General features: G+C 33.0%; 11 protein-coding genes. 1 reads left to right on the top strand and 10 read right to left on the bottom strand.

Going from position 1 to position 16063, the window contains the following annotated elements; translation table 11 throughout:
- Positions 1–7: 7 nt before the first annotated feature.
- The 5 genes from polA to HMPREF3154_RS05410 all read right to left on the bottom strand — a co-directional run bounded on the left by polA (position 8) and on the right by HMPREF3154_RS05410 (position 8063).
- The gene (gene polA / locus HMPREF3154_RS05390; RefSeq protein ID WP_023350123.1) at positions 8–2638 is read right to left on the bottom strand and encodes a DNA polymerase I; all 2631 of its coding nucleotides are present in this window, start codon (positions 2636–2638) and stop codon (positions 8–10) included.
- 292 nt (positions 2639–2930) lie between these two features.
- Positions 2931–4628, bottom strand: a complete 1698-nt coding sequence (pnpS, locus tag HMPREF3154_RS05395; protein ID WP_023350122.1) for a two-component system histidine kinase PnpS — start codon at positions 4626–4628, stop codon at positions 2931–2933.
- Positions 4628–5338, bottom strand: coding sequence for a response regulator transcription factor (locus HMPREF3154_RS05400; RefSeq protein ID WP_002434702.1), 711 nt, complete (start codon positions 5336–5338; stop codon positions 4628–4630). Before HMPREF3154_RS05400 ends, pnpS begins: the two co-directional genes overlap by 1 nt.
- A 283-nt stretch (positions 5339–5621) precedes the next feature.
- Complete coding sequence (gene icd, locus HMPREF3154_RS05405; protein WP_023350121.1) at positions 5622–6890, bottom strand: NADP-dependent isocitrate dehydrogenase; 1269 nt, start codon at positions 6888–6890, stop codon at positions 5622–5624.
- Between the two features lie 54 nt (positions 6891–6944).
- Positions 6945–8063 (bottom strand): citrate synthase, encoded by a 1119-nt coding sequence (locus tag HMPREF3154_RS05410; protein WP_023350120.1) that lies wholly within the window; start codon positions 8061–8063, stop codon positions 6945–6947.
- Positions 8064–8411: 348 nt separating this feature from the next.
- Here HMPREF3154_RS05410 and HMPREF3154_RS05415 point away from each other — a divergent pair, with 348 nt between their 5' ends.
- A complete protein-coding gene (locus HMPREF3154_RS05415; protein WP_023350119.1) occupies positions 8412–9767 on the top strand; it encodes an amino acid permease in 1356 nt (451 codons plus the stop codon).
- A 136-nt stretch (positions 9768–9903) separates the two neighbouring features.
- Here HMPREF3154_RS05415 and pyk read toward each other — a convergent pair whose 3' ends face one another.
- From pyk to HMPREF3154_RS05440, 5 genes are all read right to left on the bottom strand, one after another.
- Positions 9904–11661 carry a pyruvate kinase gene (gene pyk / locus HMPREF3154_RS05420; RefSeq protein WP_002434667.1) on the bottom strand — a complete coding sequence of 586 codons (1758 nt, stop codon included), beginning with the start codon at positions 11659–11661 and terminating at the stop codon, positions 9904–9906.
- 19 nt (positions 11662–11680) lie between these two features.
- On the bottom strand, positions 11681–12649 hold the full coding sequence (gene pfkA, locus HMPREF3154_RS05425) for a 6-phosphofructokinase (RefSeq protein ID WP_002434701.1): 969 nt from the start codon (positions 12647–12649) through the stop codon (positions 11681–11683).
- A 178-nt stretch (positions 12650–12827) separates the two neighbouring features.
- Positions 12828–13772, bottom strand: a complete 945-nt coding sequence (locus tag HMPREF3154_RS05430; RefSeq protein WP_023350118.1) for an acetyl-CoA carboxylase carboxyltransferase subunit alpha — start codon at positions 13770–13772, stop codon at positions 12828–12830.
- Complete coding sequence (accD, locus tag HMPREF3154_RS05435; RefSeq protein WP_002434776.1) at positions 13772–14629, bottom strand: acetyl-CoA carboxylase, carboxyltransferase subunit beta; 858 nt, start codon at positions 14627–14629, stop codon at positions 13772–13774. The genes HMPREF3154_RS05430 and accD overlap by 1 nt, the downstream gene beginning before the upstream one ends.
- A gap of 106 nt (positions 14630–14735) precedes the next feature.
- Complete coding sequence (locus HMPREF3154_RS05440) at positions 14736–15965, bottom strand: NADP-dependent malic enzyme (protein WP_023350117.1); 1230 nt, start codon at positions 15963–15965, stop codon at positions 14736–14738.
- Positions 15966–16063: the final 98 nt, after the last annotated feature.

Here is a 16063-nt window from a genome sequence, read left to right on the forward strand (position 1 = left end):
CCTTTCCTTATTTAGCGTCATACCATGTTGGTCCATAACTTGAATCTACTTTTAGAGGTACATCTAAATCTAAAGCTTGTTCCATAATTTCTTCAACAAACTTACTAAAATCTTCGACTTCAGATTTAGGCAACTCGAAAATCAATTCATCGTGAACTTGCAATAATAATGTCGCGTGATAATTAGTATCTTTAACTTTTTCATAAAACTTAACCATAGCTAATTTAATAATATCTGCTGCGCTACCTTGTATCGGGGTATTCATTGCTGTTCTTTCTGCAAAACTTCTTAAGTTGAAATTACGACTTGTAATATCTGGAATATAACGACGTCGATGTAGAAGTGTTTCAACATATCCATCTGCTTTTGCATCTTTAACAATGTCAGACATGTATTGTTTTACACCAGGAAAACTAGCTAAGTAATCATCTATAAAAGCTTTCGCTTTTTTACGTGTAATTCCTAAACTTTGACTTAAGCCATAATCACTAATTCCATACACAATACCAAAGTTTACTGCTTTGGCTTGTCTACGCATTAAACTATCTACTTCATTAGCTTCTACGTTAAATACTTTCATAGCTGTCGCAGTATGAATATCGTTACCATTAATAAATGCCTCTTTCAAACTTTCATCTTGAGTAATATGTGCAAGCACACGTAACTCTATTTGTGAATAGTCAGCCGATAAGATTACGCTATCCTTATCTGTAGGTTTAAAGGCTTTTCTAATTTTTCTTCCTTCTTCTAAACGAATAGGTATATTCTGTAAGTTTGGATCTACACTTGAAAGTCTACCTGTTTGTGCTAACGTTTGATTAAAACGTGTGTGAATTCTCTGATCTTTACTAATCACTTTTTGTAATCCTTCAACATAAGTTGATTGTAATTTTGACAATTGTCTATACTCCAATATATGTTCAATAATTGGATGCTCTCCCTGCAATTGTTCTAATACGTCTACTGCTGTTGAATAGCCTGTCTTAGTTTTCTTGATAACAGGTAGTTTTAGCGTTTCAAATAAAACTACTCCTAATTGTTTAGGAGAATTAATATTAAATTCTTCTCCTGCAGCTTCATGAATGTTTTTAATTAAAACATCTAATTTTTCTTGGATTTCGTTCTCCATTTGTTTTAAGTCTTCAACATCAGTATAAATACCAATTTCTTCCATTTCACTTAAAATTTTAGCAAGTGGTAATTCTAAATCTTTGAGTAACTCAACTTGATTATACTCTTCTAATTGAGCCTCCATTTCAGGTTTAGAGTTAGCAATTGCCTCTGTGATTGAAGCTACATGTTTATTTAATACTTCTTCTTCAGGAACTTGATGTTTTTTCCCCTTACCGTAAACTGACACATTATCTTTAACATAATTCTGTCCATAAAGTGAAACTACTGATTTTACATCATCTATTGAACGAGAAGGATCAATAATATAACTAGACAACATTACATCAAACTGCACATTTTGAATATCGATATTTAAACGATGCGCAGCCACATAAGTTTTTTTGGCATCGTATACAGTTTTAGTCGTATTTTTATCTTCTAACCATTGGACTAAATCTTGATATTGCTTAATATCTTCAGCATTAATGACCACATGTGAATCATCAGCATAAAAACCGAATTTTAGGATATTATCTTTAAGATAATTTGTGCCCTCTAATTCAAAATGAATAATTGCATGCTCTAAACTATCAAAGTTGATATGTTGAAAATCCGATTCAATTTCAAAGGTCTTTTCGTTAACTACATCGTTATTAGCTTCTTCATCAATATCTGCCAATAATTGTTTAAATTCAAGCTTTTTAAACAATTCTATTTTGTTAGTATTATCATCTTGATTTTCTAATTTTGTATCATTTAGATTAACATCAATGGGACTTTCAACATTAATTGTAGCTAAGTCTTTACTCATCAAGGCATCATCTTTACTATTCACGAGTTTTTCTTTTAATTTTTTAGCTGTGACATCATCAATATGTTCATAAACACCTTCTACAGAAGTAAATTGTTTAAGAAGTTTGATTGCAGTCTTTTCACCAACGCCAGCAACCCCTGGAATATTATCTGAAGTATCTCCCATGAGACCTTTCATATCAATGATTTGTTTCGGTTGTAGCCCATCATATTTTTCAGCTATAAAACTTGGCGTGTAGTGATCTACATCTGTCACACCTTTTTTTGTGTAATAAATTGTGACATTATCAGTAGCTAATTGTGTTAAATCTCGATCCCCTGTAATAATAATCGTTTCGAAACCAGCCTTATCAGCCTCTCTACTTAGCGTGCCAATAATGTCATCCGCTTCATAATTTTCTAATTCATAGTGTTTAATGTGATAAGCATCTAATAATTGACGAATATAAGGAAATTGTTCACTTAATTCTGGTGGTGTTTTTTGACGTCCACCTTTATATTCACTGTACTTAGAATGTCTGAAAGTAGTTTTACCAGCATCAAATGCAACTAAAAAGTGATTGGGTTGTTCTTCTTTAATAATTTTCTCAAGCAACATCGCAAAGCCATATATAGCATTTGTATGAATACCAGCTTTATTAGAAAGTAATGGTAAAGCATAAAACGCTCTAAAGCTTAAACTGTTACCATCTATTAACACTAATTTATCCAAAATACGTAACCTCCAGAACTGATTTACATACATTTTAGCATACATAGGAACGCTTAACGAATATAGAGTTTAGCGGTCCTTAGTGCATTTGCATCAGCAAATGTAATCCTTTACTAGCACAATTGAACATTGAAATACTTAGTACCACTTACGCATTAGTCTTTAGCTAATGTGTTCCTCTTTTTTACGCTTAACGAATTTAAGACTTCTAACATAAAGTTAAATGTATACAACAAAAAGCTTTTCAAAAGAAGAAACTGCAATGTCAAAAATGACATCGCAGTTTCTCAAATTATTCATCTATAAAAGTAACTTTGAAGGTCGAACCTTCTCCAAGTCTACTATTTATGTTGATTCGTCCGTTATGGGCTTCGACAATATGTTTAGTTATTGATAAACCTAAACCTGTACCGCCAGAATCTCTACTTCTCGCTTTATCTACTCTGTAGAAACGTTCAAAGATATGTTTTTGATCCTTGGCGCTAATACCAATTCCGAAATCTTGAATTTCTAAATTAACCTTTTTACCCTCTCTAAATACTCGTACAATTACCTTATTGTCCTCAAGAGAATAATTAATCGCATTTGAAAGTAAGTTAGTAATAACTTGAGCAATTTTATTTTCATGAGCTTCTATAATGACATCTTTTTCAATTTCAGGTTGAATTTCAATATTTTTATTTATAGCTTGAGTCTGCAAGTTATCAATCGTATTATAAGCTAATTCAGATAAATTCATATAATTCGTTTCAATCTCGGTTTGTTGTTCGATATGCGATAAATCCAATAAATCCATAACTAACGATTCTATTCTATTAGATTCTTTCAAAATGATGTTCAAGAACATATCAAGAGATTGCTCATCATTTTTAGCACCTTCTATAAGCGTCTCCGCAAAACCTTTAATAGAAGTAATTGGTGTTTTCAATTCATGTGACACATTAGCCACAAACTCTCTTCTAAGATTTTCTAATTTTTGAAGGTTAGTAATATCATGAAGTACGACAACCATACCTTGTAATTTCTTCTTAGATTTGGACAAAATTGGGACACATGATACATCAAAGTATTTAGTATGTACATTATTTATGTCTACTTCAATTTGATCATAGATTACCTTCTCAGTTCTAAAGCTTTCTATTATTAGCTTCTCAATACTATCATCTATAAAACCAATATAATTCTTATTTTCAACCTGTTGATCCGGACTAAATACTTCATAGTAAGCATGGTTCGCAACAACTATTTCGCCATGTTTATCAATCATTAAAACAGAACTTGGAATATTCTCAAGTGTTGTTTTCAAACGATTTGATTGTATTTTTTGACTATTGTTCAATTTCTGCAATCTTCTGGCTAGCTCATTCGTTGTTACAAAAAGTGCTCGTGTTTCCTTAACATTACTTTCAGGAACACGAACATGATAATAACCATCTGCCAATAATGATGTTGCATACGTCACTTCATTAATAGGTCTTATATATGTTCGATTGATACTTCTACTAGCTAAGTAAACTGTGAATAACACTATGACGCCTATTATAGAAAGGTATTTCCACATTTCTCTTTGTAAATCTATGATTTCATCATTAATTCCACTTATGTATACGGTTTTGTTACCTATATTATCTTTAAAAGTATAGCGTGTACCGATATTAGTTTTTTTAGTAATTAAGTTAGAAGGATTGGCTGCATTATCAATTCTACTATCTATCTTTTTACTATCACCTGATGAAAAAATGATGTGTCCATCAGCTTCGTTTTTTATAACAACGATATTTTGTTGATTATCAGCAAGGTTATCAATCTCTTCACCTTTTTTATGATTTAGTAAATTGACGTAATTATGTGCTTCATTTCTTAATTCATTGATTTGATTGCTAGTTAAAGTTTGATAAATTGTGTTGTGAATAATTGCACCTAAACCAATAAAACTAATTATTGTTATAGTACTAATTAATAATAATAGACGATGATGAAACTTTAGCATTAAGCTTTAGGTCTCTCCAATTTATAACCTAATCCTCGCACTGTTTTAATTAATTTAGGTTGTTTTGGATTCTCTTCCAATTTATCTCTTAAATGACTAATATGTACATCGACGATTCGAGAGTCGCCAGCAAATTCATAATTCCAAACTGAATTGAGCATATGCTCTCGTGTAATGACACGGCCTTGTCTTTCAATTAAGTATAATAATAATTCGAATTCTTTAGGAGTTAACTCTAATAATTCTTCATCTTTATATACTTCAAAGAATTCAGGACGTATACGAATTGAGTCGATGATGATGTCTTCCTCATCTGTGTCCTCTTTCTCAATTTCATTAACAAACTTAGAACGTCTTAAAATAGCCTTAACTCTTGCAACCACTTCTCTAGGTGAAAATGGCTTTGTCATGTAATCGTCAGCACCTAGTTCAAGTCCTAAAACACGATCGAACTCATCATCTTTTGCGGTTAACATTAAAATAGGTACTAAATTTTTGTCAGATCGAATTGATTTACACACCTCAATACCATCCTTCTTAGGTAACATGACGTCCAATACAATAAGTTCAGGTTGCTCTTCTTCAACCTTTTTTAATGCTTCCTCGCCGTCATACGCGACTTCAACTATGTATCCTGCTGTTTCTAAATTATACTTTAGTAAGGTCACGATTGATTGTTCATCATCAACCACTAATACTTTTTGTGACATGGTGTGCCTCCCTATTTTGTTATTACAATTTCATTATAACTGAAGTTCAAATAAAAATAACATAGCTACACATCAATTTTACATAAACTTAACAAAACAAATATATTTGCACATATATTAAGAAAATATTTGTTTAATATTGTCTTAACATTAATTAACCTATCATCTTTTGAAGTAAAAAGATAATGATAACTTACATTTTTACATAATCTTTAAAAAAAGGGTTGGCTTTCGCCAACCCAACAAAGATTAGAATCTTATTTATTTTTAACTCTAATTTAGTTTACTTTAAGTTTTTAATTAACTCGTCAGCGAACTCTGAAGTTGAAACTTCTTCAGCGCCATCCATTAAACGAGCAAAATCGTAAGTTACAATTTTAGAAGCGATAGTTGCTTCAATTGAATCAGTGATTTTATCAGCAGCTTCTTGCCAACCTAAGTGTTCTAACATTAGAACTGAACTTAAAATTTCTGATGATGGATTAACTTTATTTAATCCAGCGTATTTTGGAGCTGTACCATGAGTTGCTTCAAAGATAGCGTGGCCTGTTTCGTAGTTAATATTAGCACCTGGAGCGATACCAATACCGCCAACTTGTGCAGCTAAAGCATCTGAAATGTAGTCACCATTTAAGTTCATAGTTGCTACTACATCATGTTCAGCTGGACGAGTTAAGATTTGTTGTAAGAAGATATCAGCAATTGAATCTTTGATAATAATTTTGCCTTCTTTTTCAGCTTTATCTTGAGCTTCATTTGCTGCATCTTTACCTTCTTTTTCAACAATTTCATCATATTGTTGCCAAGTAAATACTTTATCACCAAATTCATTATGAGCTAAGTCATAACCCCATTGTTTGAATGAACCTTCAGTGAATTTCATAATGTTACCTTTATGCACTAAAGTCACAGATTTACGATTGTTATCTAAAGCATATTGAATAGCTGCTCTAACAAGACGTTCTGTACCTTCTTTAGATACAGGTTTAATACCAATACCTGAAGTTTCTGGGAAGCGGATGTTAGTAGCTCCCATCTCATTTTGTAAGAAATCAATTACTTTTTTAACTTCTGAAGTTCCTTCTTTAAATTCAATACCTGCGTAGATATCTTCAGTGTTTTCACGGAAAATAACCATATCTACATCTTCAGGACGTTTAACTGGAGATGGTACACCTTGGAACCAACGAACAGGACGTAAGCAAGTAAATAAATCTAATTCTTGTCTTAAAGCAACATTTAGTGAACGGATCCCGCCACCAATTGGCGTAGTTAAAGGTCCTTTAACAGCGATTAAATATTCTTTAATCGTGTCTAAAGTTTCTTGAGGTAACCATTCTCCTGTTTCATCATAAGCTTTTTGTCCAGCTAAAACTTCTTTCCATTCAATACGTTTTTCGCCGTTGTAAGCTTTTTCTACTGCTGCATCAATAACGCGACTTGCAGCTTTCCAAATATCTGGTCCAATTCCATCACCAATAATAAATGGAATAATTGGTTCGTTTGGTACATTTAAACCTTCATTAGTTTGAGTAATTTTTTCTGCTGACATAAATCTAACCTCCAAGTATATTTAAACTTTCACTAAATACTATATGTTATTTTATTATCTTTCTTCAATAGGAACATATTTACTATCTTTCTCACCAATATATTGAGCTCTTGGTCTCATAATTCTGTTGTCTCGATATTGTTCTAATATATGAGCAATCCAACCAGAAGTACGACTTACTGCAAAGATTGGTGTAAATAAATCATGAGGAATGTTCATACTGTGATAAACAGTTGCACTGAAGAAATCAACATTTGGAATTAAGCCTTTTTCATCTTTCATACGCTTTTCAATAGCTAATGAAATATCAAATAATTCGCTTTGACCAGTTTCTTCAGTAATTTTACGGCTCATTTCACGTAAATATTTAGCACGTGGATCACCATCTTTATATACACGGTGACCAAAGCCCATTACTTTATCTTTATTAGCGAATCTCTCATCAAGGTAACTATCAACATTATCAGTACTACCTACTTCTTTTAACATTGCCATTACACGTTCATTTGCACCACCGTGTAGAGGCCCTTTTAATGAACCTACAGCAGCAACTATACCTGAATACATATCAGAGAGTGATGAAACAGCACAACGAGCAGTGAATGCAGATGCGTTTAATTCATGATCGGCATGTAAAATTAAAGCTTTATTGAATGCTTCAACCTCAATGTCAGTTGGAAGTTCGCCTCTTAACATGTATAAGAAGTTCGCTGCATAACTTAATTCTGAATTAGGTTTAACAGGTTCTTTCCCTTCTCTTACTCTTGCGAAAGCCGTAACTAATGAAGCAATTTTTGCTTGAATACGAATTGCTCTTTCATACTTTTTATCTTCAGATTCATCTTCAGCATCTGGATCGAAATGAGCAATATAAGATACAGATGTACGTAACGCTGTCATAGGATGAACATCATCAGTTACATACTCTTCAAAGTGTTTATAAACTCTTTCGTTTAGAGTCATAAACTCAAATAATTTTTCTTTCAATTCTTTTAATTCTTCTTTATTTGGAAGTCTATAATTCCAAAGTAAGAAAATAATTTCTTCGAATTGGGCATTTTCTGCGAGATCATCAATATCATAGCCCGCATATGTCAATTGACTGTCAATTATTGAGCTGATCTTAGTTTCAGCTGCAATAACCCCTTCTAAACCTCTTTGTAATTCTGCCATGATAAATTTCCCCTTTACTATTTCTTTATGAAATGGCTTTCACCTAGTATTATAGCTAAATTCAAACAATTTGTGAAACATTATAAATAACTTTAAACATGTAAAAATGGTATATTAGCTTGACCTTAATGTATGTTAACATCTTTAAAAGAGCGTGAAATTAAACTTTACATAGTATATAACTCATCAAATTTCAAAAATATTGTGATGTTTTCGTTTAGTTATCAAGAATGATTACAAAATATAAATATACATTTTAGTGAATTTTCACACTTTTTTGCGAAAAGAATTGTATAAATAGCCTTATAAGTGCATAATATAAATATCTTATAGTAAGGGAGATGTCTTATGGCTGAAAATTTACAAAGAGAATTGAGCAATCGTCATGTTCAATTAATCGCCATTGGAGGCGCTATAGGAACGGGGTTATTCCTTGGTGCCGGTCAAACAATTGCAATGACGGGTCCCTCAATATTGCTTACCTATATCATTATAGGATTTATGTTATTCATGTTTATGCGTGGATTGGGAGAAATTATAATTCAAAACACTAATTTTAAATCATTTGCGGATGTTACTAATAAATACATAGGACCATTTGCTGGATTTATTACAGGGTGGACATATTGGTTATGTTGGATTATTACTGGTATGGCTGAAGTTACAGCGGTAGCTAAATATGTTAGTTTTTGGTTCCCTGAAATACCTAATTGGATTAGTGCTTTATTTTGTGTATTAATCTTAATGTCATTTAACCTACTAAGCGCCAAATTATTTGGTGAATTAGAATTTTGGTTTGCAATCATTAAAATTGCCACAATTATTGCTTTAATCGTTGTAGGTATTGTCATGATTCTTTTTGCTTTCAAAACACAATTCGGACATACAAGTTTAACTAATTTATACAACCATGGAATATTCCCTAAAGGGGCTTCAGGGTTCTTCATGTCATTCCAGATGGCACTATTTTCATTCGTAGGAATCGAAATGATTGGTGTTACTGCTGGAGAGACGAAAGATCCTGAACAAACTATACCAAAGGCAATCAATAGTGTACCTATTAGAATATTAATTTTCTATGTTGGGGCATTAGCAGTAATTATGTCAATCATTCCTTGGTACAAAGTTGATCCAGATAACAGCCCTTTCGTTAAATTATTCGCTTTAATTGGAGTACCATTTGCAGCTGGAATAATTAACTTTGTGGTTTTAACTGCTGCTGCATCATCATGTAATAGTGGTATATTTTCAAATAGTAGAATGCTGTACGGACTATCTAATCAAGAACAAGCTCCACCAGCCTTCTCTAAAACGAACAAAAACGGTGTACCACACACAGCTATTATAGCTTCGTCAGCATTATTGCTAATTGCAGCGTTGTTAAATTATATTTTCCCTGACGCTACTAAGGTATTTACTTATGTTACAACTATTTCAACTGTACTATTTTTAGTTGTATGGGCATTGATTATTATTGCTTATATCAATTACAGTAGAAATAATCCAGAGTTACATAAAAAGGCAACTTATAAATTACCTGGTGGTCTATATATGGGATATGCAATATTAATATTCTTCATTTTTGTCTTCGGCTTATTATTTGTAAATGTCGATACTAGAAGAGCTATCTATTTAACACCTATTTGGTTTATTATTTTAGGTCTCATGTACTTACGATACAAAAAGGTAAGCAAACACGCGTAATAATAATAATTAATACCAGCGTTAGAATTGAAATGTCTAACGCTGGTATTTTTTTATCACCATTCAAGTTTTAAAACACAAAAACTGAGACATTATAAATAATGCCTCAGTCATGTAAAATTATATTTAAATTAAATTATAGTACGTTAGCGTAGCCTTCAAAGATTTTTCCTTGAGCTGCATCAACAGTAACTAACATATCGTTCTTAATTTCTTTAGTAGCTTTTTCAACACCAACTACTGTTGGAATACCTTTTTCTAAACCAACGATTGCACTTGGTGAAGTGATACCGTTCTCTTCAGTAATTAAACCAATAGCATTTTCGACATAAGGTACTAACGTTTCATCAACAGAGTTAGTAACAATGACTTTATCAGATAAATCTTTACCTTCTAAGTCACTTGCACTATCAGCAACAATAGCATGGCCTACTACTGATCCACGACCTACACCTTGGCCACGAGCAATTTCATCACCTACTAAGTGAATTTTCATCATGTTTGTTGTACCTTTTTCACCAGTAGGTACACCTGCAGTAATAATGATTAAGTCTCCATTAGAAACTCTACCAGTCTCAACTGCAGTTGCTACTGCGTTATTAAGTAATGCATCAGTGTTTTTACGTCCTTCTTTAACTACAGGATTAACGCCCCAAACAATCGCACATTGACGTGCAGTTTCTTCACTAGGAGTAACAGCGATAATATCAGAGTGTGGACGATATTTTGAAATCGTACGTGCAGTTGATCCACTCTCTGTTGCAGCAACAATTGCTTTAACATTTAAATTAAGCGCTGTATGTGCTACAGAAACACCAATGGCATTAACAAGAGATGTTTCAACTAACTTAGTACGGTCAGATAATAATTTTTTATAATCTTGCGCTGCTTCAGCTGAAACTGCGATATTTCTCATCGTTTTAACTGCTTCTTCTGGGTATAATCCCGCTGCAGTTTCACCTGATAACATAACTGCATCAGTACCATCATAAATGGCATTAGCAACGTCACTTGCTTCCGCACGAGTTGCACGAGGATTACGTTGCATTGAATCTAACATTTGAGTTGCAGTAATAACTGGTTTACCTAATTTATTACATTTTCTAATTAAATCTTTTTGAACCATAGGTACTTTTTCTGGTGGTATTTCAACACCCATGTCACCACGAGCAACCATTAAACCATCAGAAACTTCTAATATTTCGTCAATATTATCGATACCTTCTTGGTTTTCAATTTTAGGGAAAATTGTGATATGAGCTTTTTCTTCTTCAAGAATTTGGCGAATATCTAAAACATCACTAGGACGTCTTACGAAACTTGCTGCGATAAAATCAACATTTTCTTTGATACCAAAGCGGATATCATCAGCATCTTTATCAGTGATACCTGGTAAATTAACTTTTACTCCTGGTAAGTTAACACCTTTTTTATTTTTTAATTCTCCTGTATTTAAGATATCACATTTAACTTCGCCTTTATCTTTATTAATTTCTTTAACTTGTAGTTCAACTAAACCGTCATCTAATAAGATATAAGAACCTTCATTTACATCGTTAATTAAGTCTTCATAAGTAACTGAGAATTTCTCAGGAGTACCTTCAACTTCATTCATACTTACAATAACTTCTTTACCTTTTTCTAATTCAATAACGCCATCTTTCATATTATGCGTACGAATTTCTGGCCCTTTAGTATCTAATAATAGTGCAACAGTTTTATCTAAGCGTTTAGCAACTTTACGTATTGTATCAATTCTTGCTTTATGTTCTTCATGACTACCATGAGAGAAGTTTAAACGCGCAACGTTCATACCCGCGTTAATTAATTTTTCAAGCATTTCTTCCGATTCAGAAGCTGGTCCTATAGTACATACAATTTTAGTCTTTCTCATTATATAATCCTCCCATAATTTATATTGATAATTCTTTAGCTAATTGATACATATCTTTATCAAATTTATGATTACTTTCTCCAAAGATATCATCAAATGGTGTAGCAGTTAATTGATTATTTTTAATACCCACACCTTTAGCAGTTTCACCTTGTTTAAGTAATTCTACAGCGTGTCCACCTAACCTTGAAGCCAACACACGGTCAGCTCCAGAAGGGCTTCCTCCACGCTGAATATGACCTAAAACTGATACTCGAGTATCAATATTGATGTATTTCATTAATTCATCAGCACATTCTTGGCCACTCATACATCCTTCAGCGACCATAACGATAGAATGTTTCTTACCTCTTTTTATACCCTGTTCAATCTTTTCTGCAACATCTTTAATGTCTGTATGAACTTCGGGTACTACAATCGTCTCTGCGCCAACAGACAATCCTGCCCATAACGCTAAATCACCACAGTCTCGACCCATAACTTCTACTATAAAAGTACGAGCATGACTTGATGCAGTATCTCTAATTTTATCGACCGATTCAATAATTGTATTCAAAGCAGTGTCAAAACCTATAGTGAAATCTGTACCATTAATATCATTATCAATAGTACCAGGTATTCCAATAGTTTGAATTTCCTTACATTCTTCACTAATACGTTGAGCACCGCGATAACTACCGTCGCCCCCAATGACAACTAAGCCTTCAATACCACGTTTACGAAGGTTTTCAATACCTTTCTTACGCACATCTTCTTCTTTAAATTGAGGGCACCTAGCTGAAAATAGGAACGTACCTCCACGTTGAATTGTATCCCCTACAGAGCCTAATTCAAGCTTGTGAATATCATCGTCAAGTAAACCTTGGTAACCATGATAAATCCCATAAACTTCAATATTATTGTAAATTGCTGTACGAACGACTGCTCGAACTGCAGCATTCATACCTGGTGAATCTCCACCGCTAGTTAAAACTGCAATTTTTTTCATGACGACATACCTTTCTTTAACTAGATTTATCTTTAACTCTAAATTACCACAATTTATTTTACTGTTCCATCAAAAGAAAGCCTTTCAACGGATGTAAACGTTTTAAATAATGAATTTTTTCTAAAATCATAAAAAAGAGCTAATAGCCTTTAAATCAAGACAATTAACTCTTAATAATTTATTCTACAACTGATCCTATGTGTCTAAATTTCTCGAAACGATCATTAGCTAAATCTTTACCAGATTTTTGGTTCAATTCATTTAGATGTTTCACAAAAACTTCTTTAATTGTTGAAGCTTGTGATTCTATATCTTTATGAGCACCACCTAAAGGTTCATTAATCACTTCATCAACAATATTTAAACCTTTAAGATCATTAGCTGTAATTTTCATAGTTTCAGCAGCAATTTTAGCTAAATTACTATCTTTCCAAAGTAAAGCAGCAGCGCCTTCAGGTGAAATAACTGAATAAGTACTATTCTCAAGCATAAGTACTTTATTAGATATACCTATACCAAGCGCACCACCACTACCGCCTTCACCAATAACGATTGCGATAACAGGGACTGTCAGTGATGCCATTTCAATTAGATTTTTAGCTATTGATTCACTCTGACCACGTTCTTCAGCTGCTTTACCTGGATAAGCACCTTTTGTATCAATAAAAGTAAAGATCGGACGGTTAAACTTTTCAGCTTGTTTCATTAAACGAAGAGCTTTACGATATCCCTCTGGATGAGCCATTCCAAAATTACGATAAATGTTATCTTTTGTATCTTTACCACGTTGCTGGCCGACTACAGTGACAGCTTGTCCGTTTAGATAACCAATTCCACCAATCATGGCAGGGTCATCTCTATAATTTCTATCTCCATGAAGCTCAATAAATGAGTCGAAAATATAAGGTATATAATCCAAAGTAGTTGGACGTTCTTGTAAGCGAGCAATCTGTACACGATCCCAAGGCTTCAAATTGGTATAAACTTTTTTAGTTTCTCTCTCAAGCGACGCTTCAAGCATATCTATTTCTTCTTGTAGATCAACTTCATTTTTCTCTTGAGATTCTTTTAACGATTCAATTTTATTTCTTATTTCAAAAAGTGGCTTTTCAAAATCTAACATTATTTACTCACCTCTTGATGGATATTTAAGATATTAGAAAGCGTTTCTTTCATATCTTTACGATGAATAACTTTATCTAATTGACCATGCTCTAATAAAAATTCAGCCGTTTGGAAGTCATCAGGTAACTTTTCATTAATAGTTTGTTCAATGACACGTCTACCAGCAAAACCTATAAGCGCTTTAGGTTCACTTAAATTAATATCTCCTACTGAAGCAAAACTTGCAGAAACCCCTCCAGTTGTCGGGTTAGTTATATATGAGATATATAATAAGCCTGCATCAGAATGACGTTTAAGTGATACACTTGTTTTTCCCATTTGCATAAGTGAAATAATGCCTTCTTGCATTCTGGCACCACCACTTGCTGAAAAGAGAATAAATGGTAGACGGTGTTCAGTACAGTAATCTATAATTCTGCAGATTTTTTCACCTACTACTGATCCCATGCTTCCCATTCTAAAACGGGCATCCATTACGGCCACTCCATATTTAATACCATCAAGTTCAGAAGTACCAGTAACTACAGCTTCATTTAATCCTGTCTTTTGTTGATCTTTCTCTACCTTTTCAATGTAGCCAGGGAAATCTAATGGATTCGCAGAGGTCATGCCCTTGTCGAATTCTACAAATGTCCCTTCATCTGAAATAGCTTCAATTCTCTTATGTGCAGTGAGTGCGATGTGGTGATCACAATTGAAGCACACATTTAGATTTTCAGCTAATTCTTTAGTGTACATAATTTTTTTACACTTTGGGCATTTAGTCATAATCCCAGCTGGCACATCATTTTGTTTAGAATCTTGAACTGTTAAATATTTCTTTTTCTTACTTCGATTAAAAAAATCTTTAAACATTGGTAAACCTCCAAATAACCTCTGTTACTACCATTTTTTAAATTTCCTGATTCAATATGCTCATGAATAAACTATATTCTAACCAGCATAGAAATCAACTTCAAAATTATTTTAAATCTGTCACTTTCATTGTTTTATCATAAATATCTTGAGGGTTAACTTCGATTCTTGCAACCCCTGATTCCATAGCAGCTTTGGCTACGCTTCTAGCAACAGATGGCGCAACTCTTTTATCAAAAGGTCCAGGAATACAATAATCAGGATTAAGTTCATCCTCTTCAATTAAGTCTGCGATTGCTTCTACAGCCGCTTTTTTCATATCTTCATTGATGTGAGTTGCTTCAACATCTAATGCACCTCTAAAAATACCAGGGAAAGCTAAGACATTATTAATCTGGTTAGGAAAATCTGAACGTCCTGTACCAATGACTTTAGCACCTGCTTCTTTAGCATTATCAGGTTTGATTTCAGGGTTAGGATTTGCCATAGCAAAGATAATTGGATCATCTGCCATGCTCTTAACCATATCTTTAGTTAATAAGTCTGCTACAGATACACCAATAAATACATCCGCATCTTTAATAACTTCTTCTAAAGAACCATCGATTTTATCTTTATTTGTCCAGTTAGCAACATAAGATTTAGTATCATTCATACCATGTTGTCGCCCTTCATAAATAGCTCCTTTAGAGTCGCACATAATCATGTCTCTAACACCATAAGAATATAAAAGTTTTACAATAGCAATTCCAGCAGCTCCAGCTCCATTTAGTACAACTTTAATATCTGATAAATCTTTATTAACAATTCTTAAAGCATTGATTAAACCAGCCATAGTAACAATTGCTGTACCATGTTGATCGTCATGGAATACTGGGATATTAGTTTCTTTTTTCAATGTTTCCTCTATTTCAAAACATCTCGGTGCTGAAATATCTTCAAGATTAATACCACCATAATTAGGCTGTAGTAATTTCACAGTATTAACAATTTCATCAGTGTCTGTCGTATCTAATGCAATAGGTACGCCGTTGATACCAGCAAAGCTTTTAAACAATACCGCTTTACCTTCCATAACAGGAATGCTAGCTTCTGCTCCAATATTACCTAAACCAAGAACAGCAGTCCCATCAGTTACCACAGCTACAGTGTTAGCCTTTATTGTATAATCATAAACTTTTCTTGAATCTTCATGAATTTCCTTACAAGGTTCAGCAACACCAGGTGAATAAGCTAAACTAAGCTCTTCTTTATTAGTTACTTTTATATTTGGTGTAATTTCTAATTTACCTTGATTCTCTTTGTGCATCTCTAATGCATCGTCTCTTAAAGACATGAAATCAACCCCTATTTTAAATAATTTTAAAGTTAAAAAATAACTGTACTTATTAGATAAAAATCGTGAATGTTGAATCTAGTATTTCTAATATTTAA

The organism is Staphylococcus sp. HMSC06C11, assembly GCF_001808345.1.
In the GTDB taxonomy this organism is placed as follows: Bacteria; Bacillota; Bacilli; order Staphylococcales; family Staphylococcaceae; genus Staphylococcus; species Staphylococcus capitis.

Coding starts and splice junctions, on each gene's coding strand:
- accD (WP_002434776.1), bottom strand. CDS start 14,629: ATGTTTAAAGATTTTTTTAATCGAAGTAAGAAAAAGAAATATTTAACA.
- pfkA (WP_002434701.1), bottom strand. CDS start 12,649: ATGAAAAAAATTGCAGTTTTAACTAGCGGTGGAGATTCACCAGGTATG.
- HMPREF3154_RS05430 (WP_023350118.1), bottom strand. CDS start 13,772: ATGTTAGATTTTGAAAAGCCACTTTTTGAAATAAGAAATAAAATTGAA.
- pyk (WP_002434667.1), bottom strand. CDS start 11,661: ATGAGAAAGACTAAAATTGTATGTACTATAGGACCAGCTTCTGAATCG.
- icd (WP_023350121.1), bottom strand. CDS start 6,890: ATGTCAGCAGAAAAAATTACTCAAACTAATGAAGGTTTAAATGTACCA.
- HMPREF3154_RS05410 (WP_023350120.1), bottom strand. CDS start 8,063: ATGGCAGAATTACAAAGAGGTTTAGAAGGGGTTATTGCAGCTGAAACT.
- HMPREF3154_RS05440 (WP_023350117.1), bottom strand. CDS start 15,965: ATGTCTTTAAGAGACGATGCATTAGAGATGCACAAAGAGAATCAAGGT.
- HMPREF3154_RS05415 (WP_023350119.1), top strand. CDS start 8,412: ATGGCTGAAAATTTACAAAGAGAATTGAGCAATCGTCATGTTCAATTA.
- pnpS (WP_023350122.1), bottom strand. CDS start 4,628: ATGCTAAAGTTTCATCATCGTCTATTATTATTAATTAGTACTATAACA.
- HMPREF3154_RS05400 (WP_002434702.1), bottom strand. CDS start 5,338: ATGTCACAAAAAGTATTAGTGGTTGATGATGAACAATCAATCGTGACC.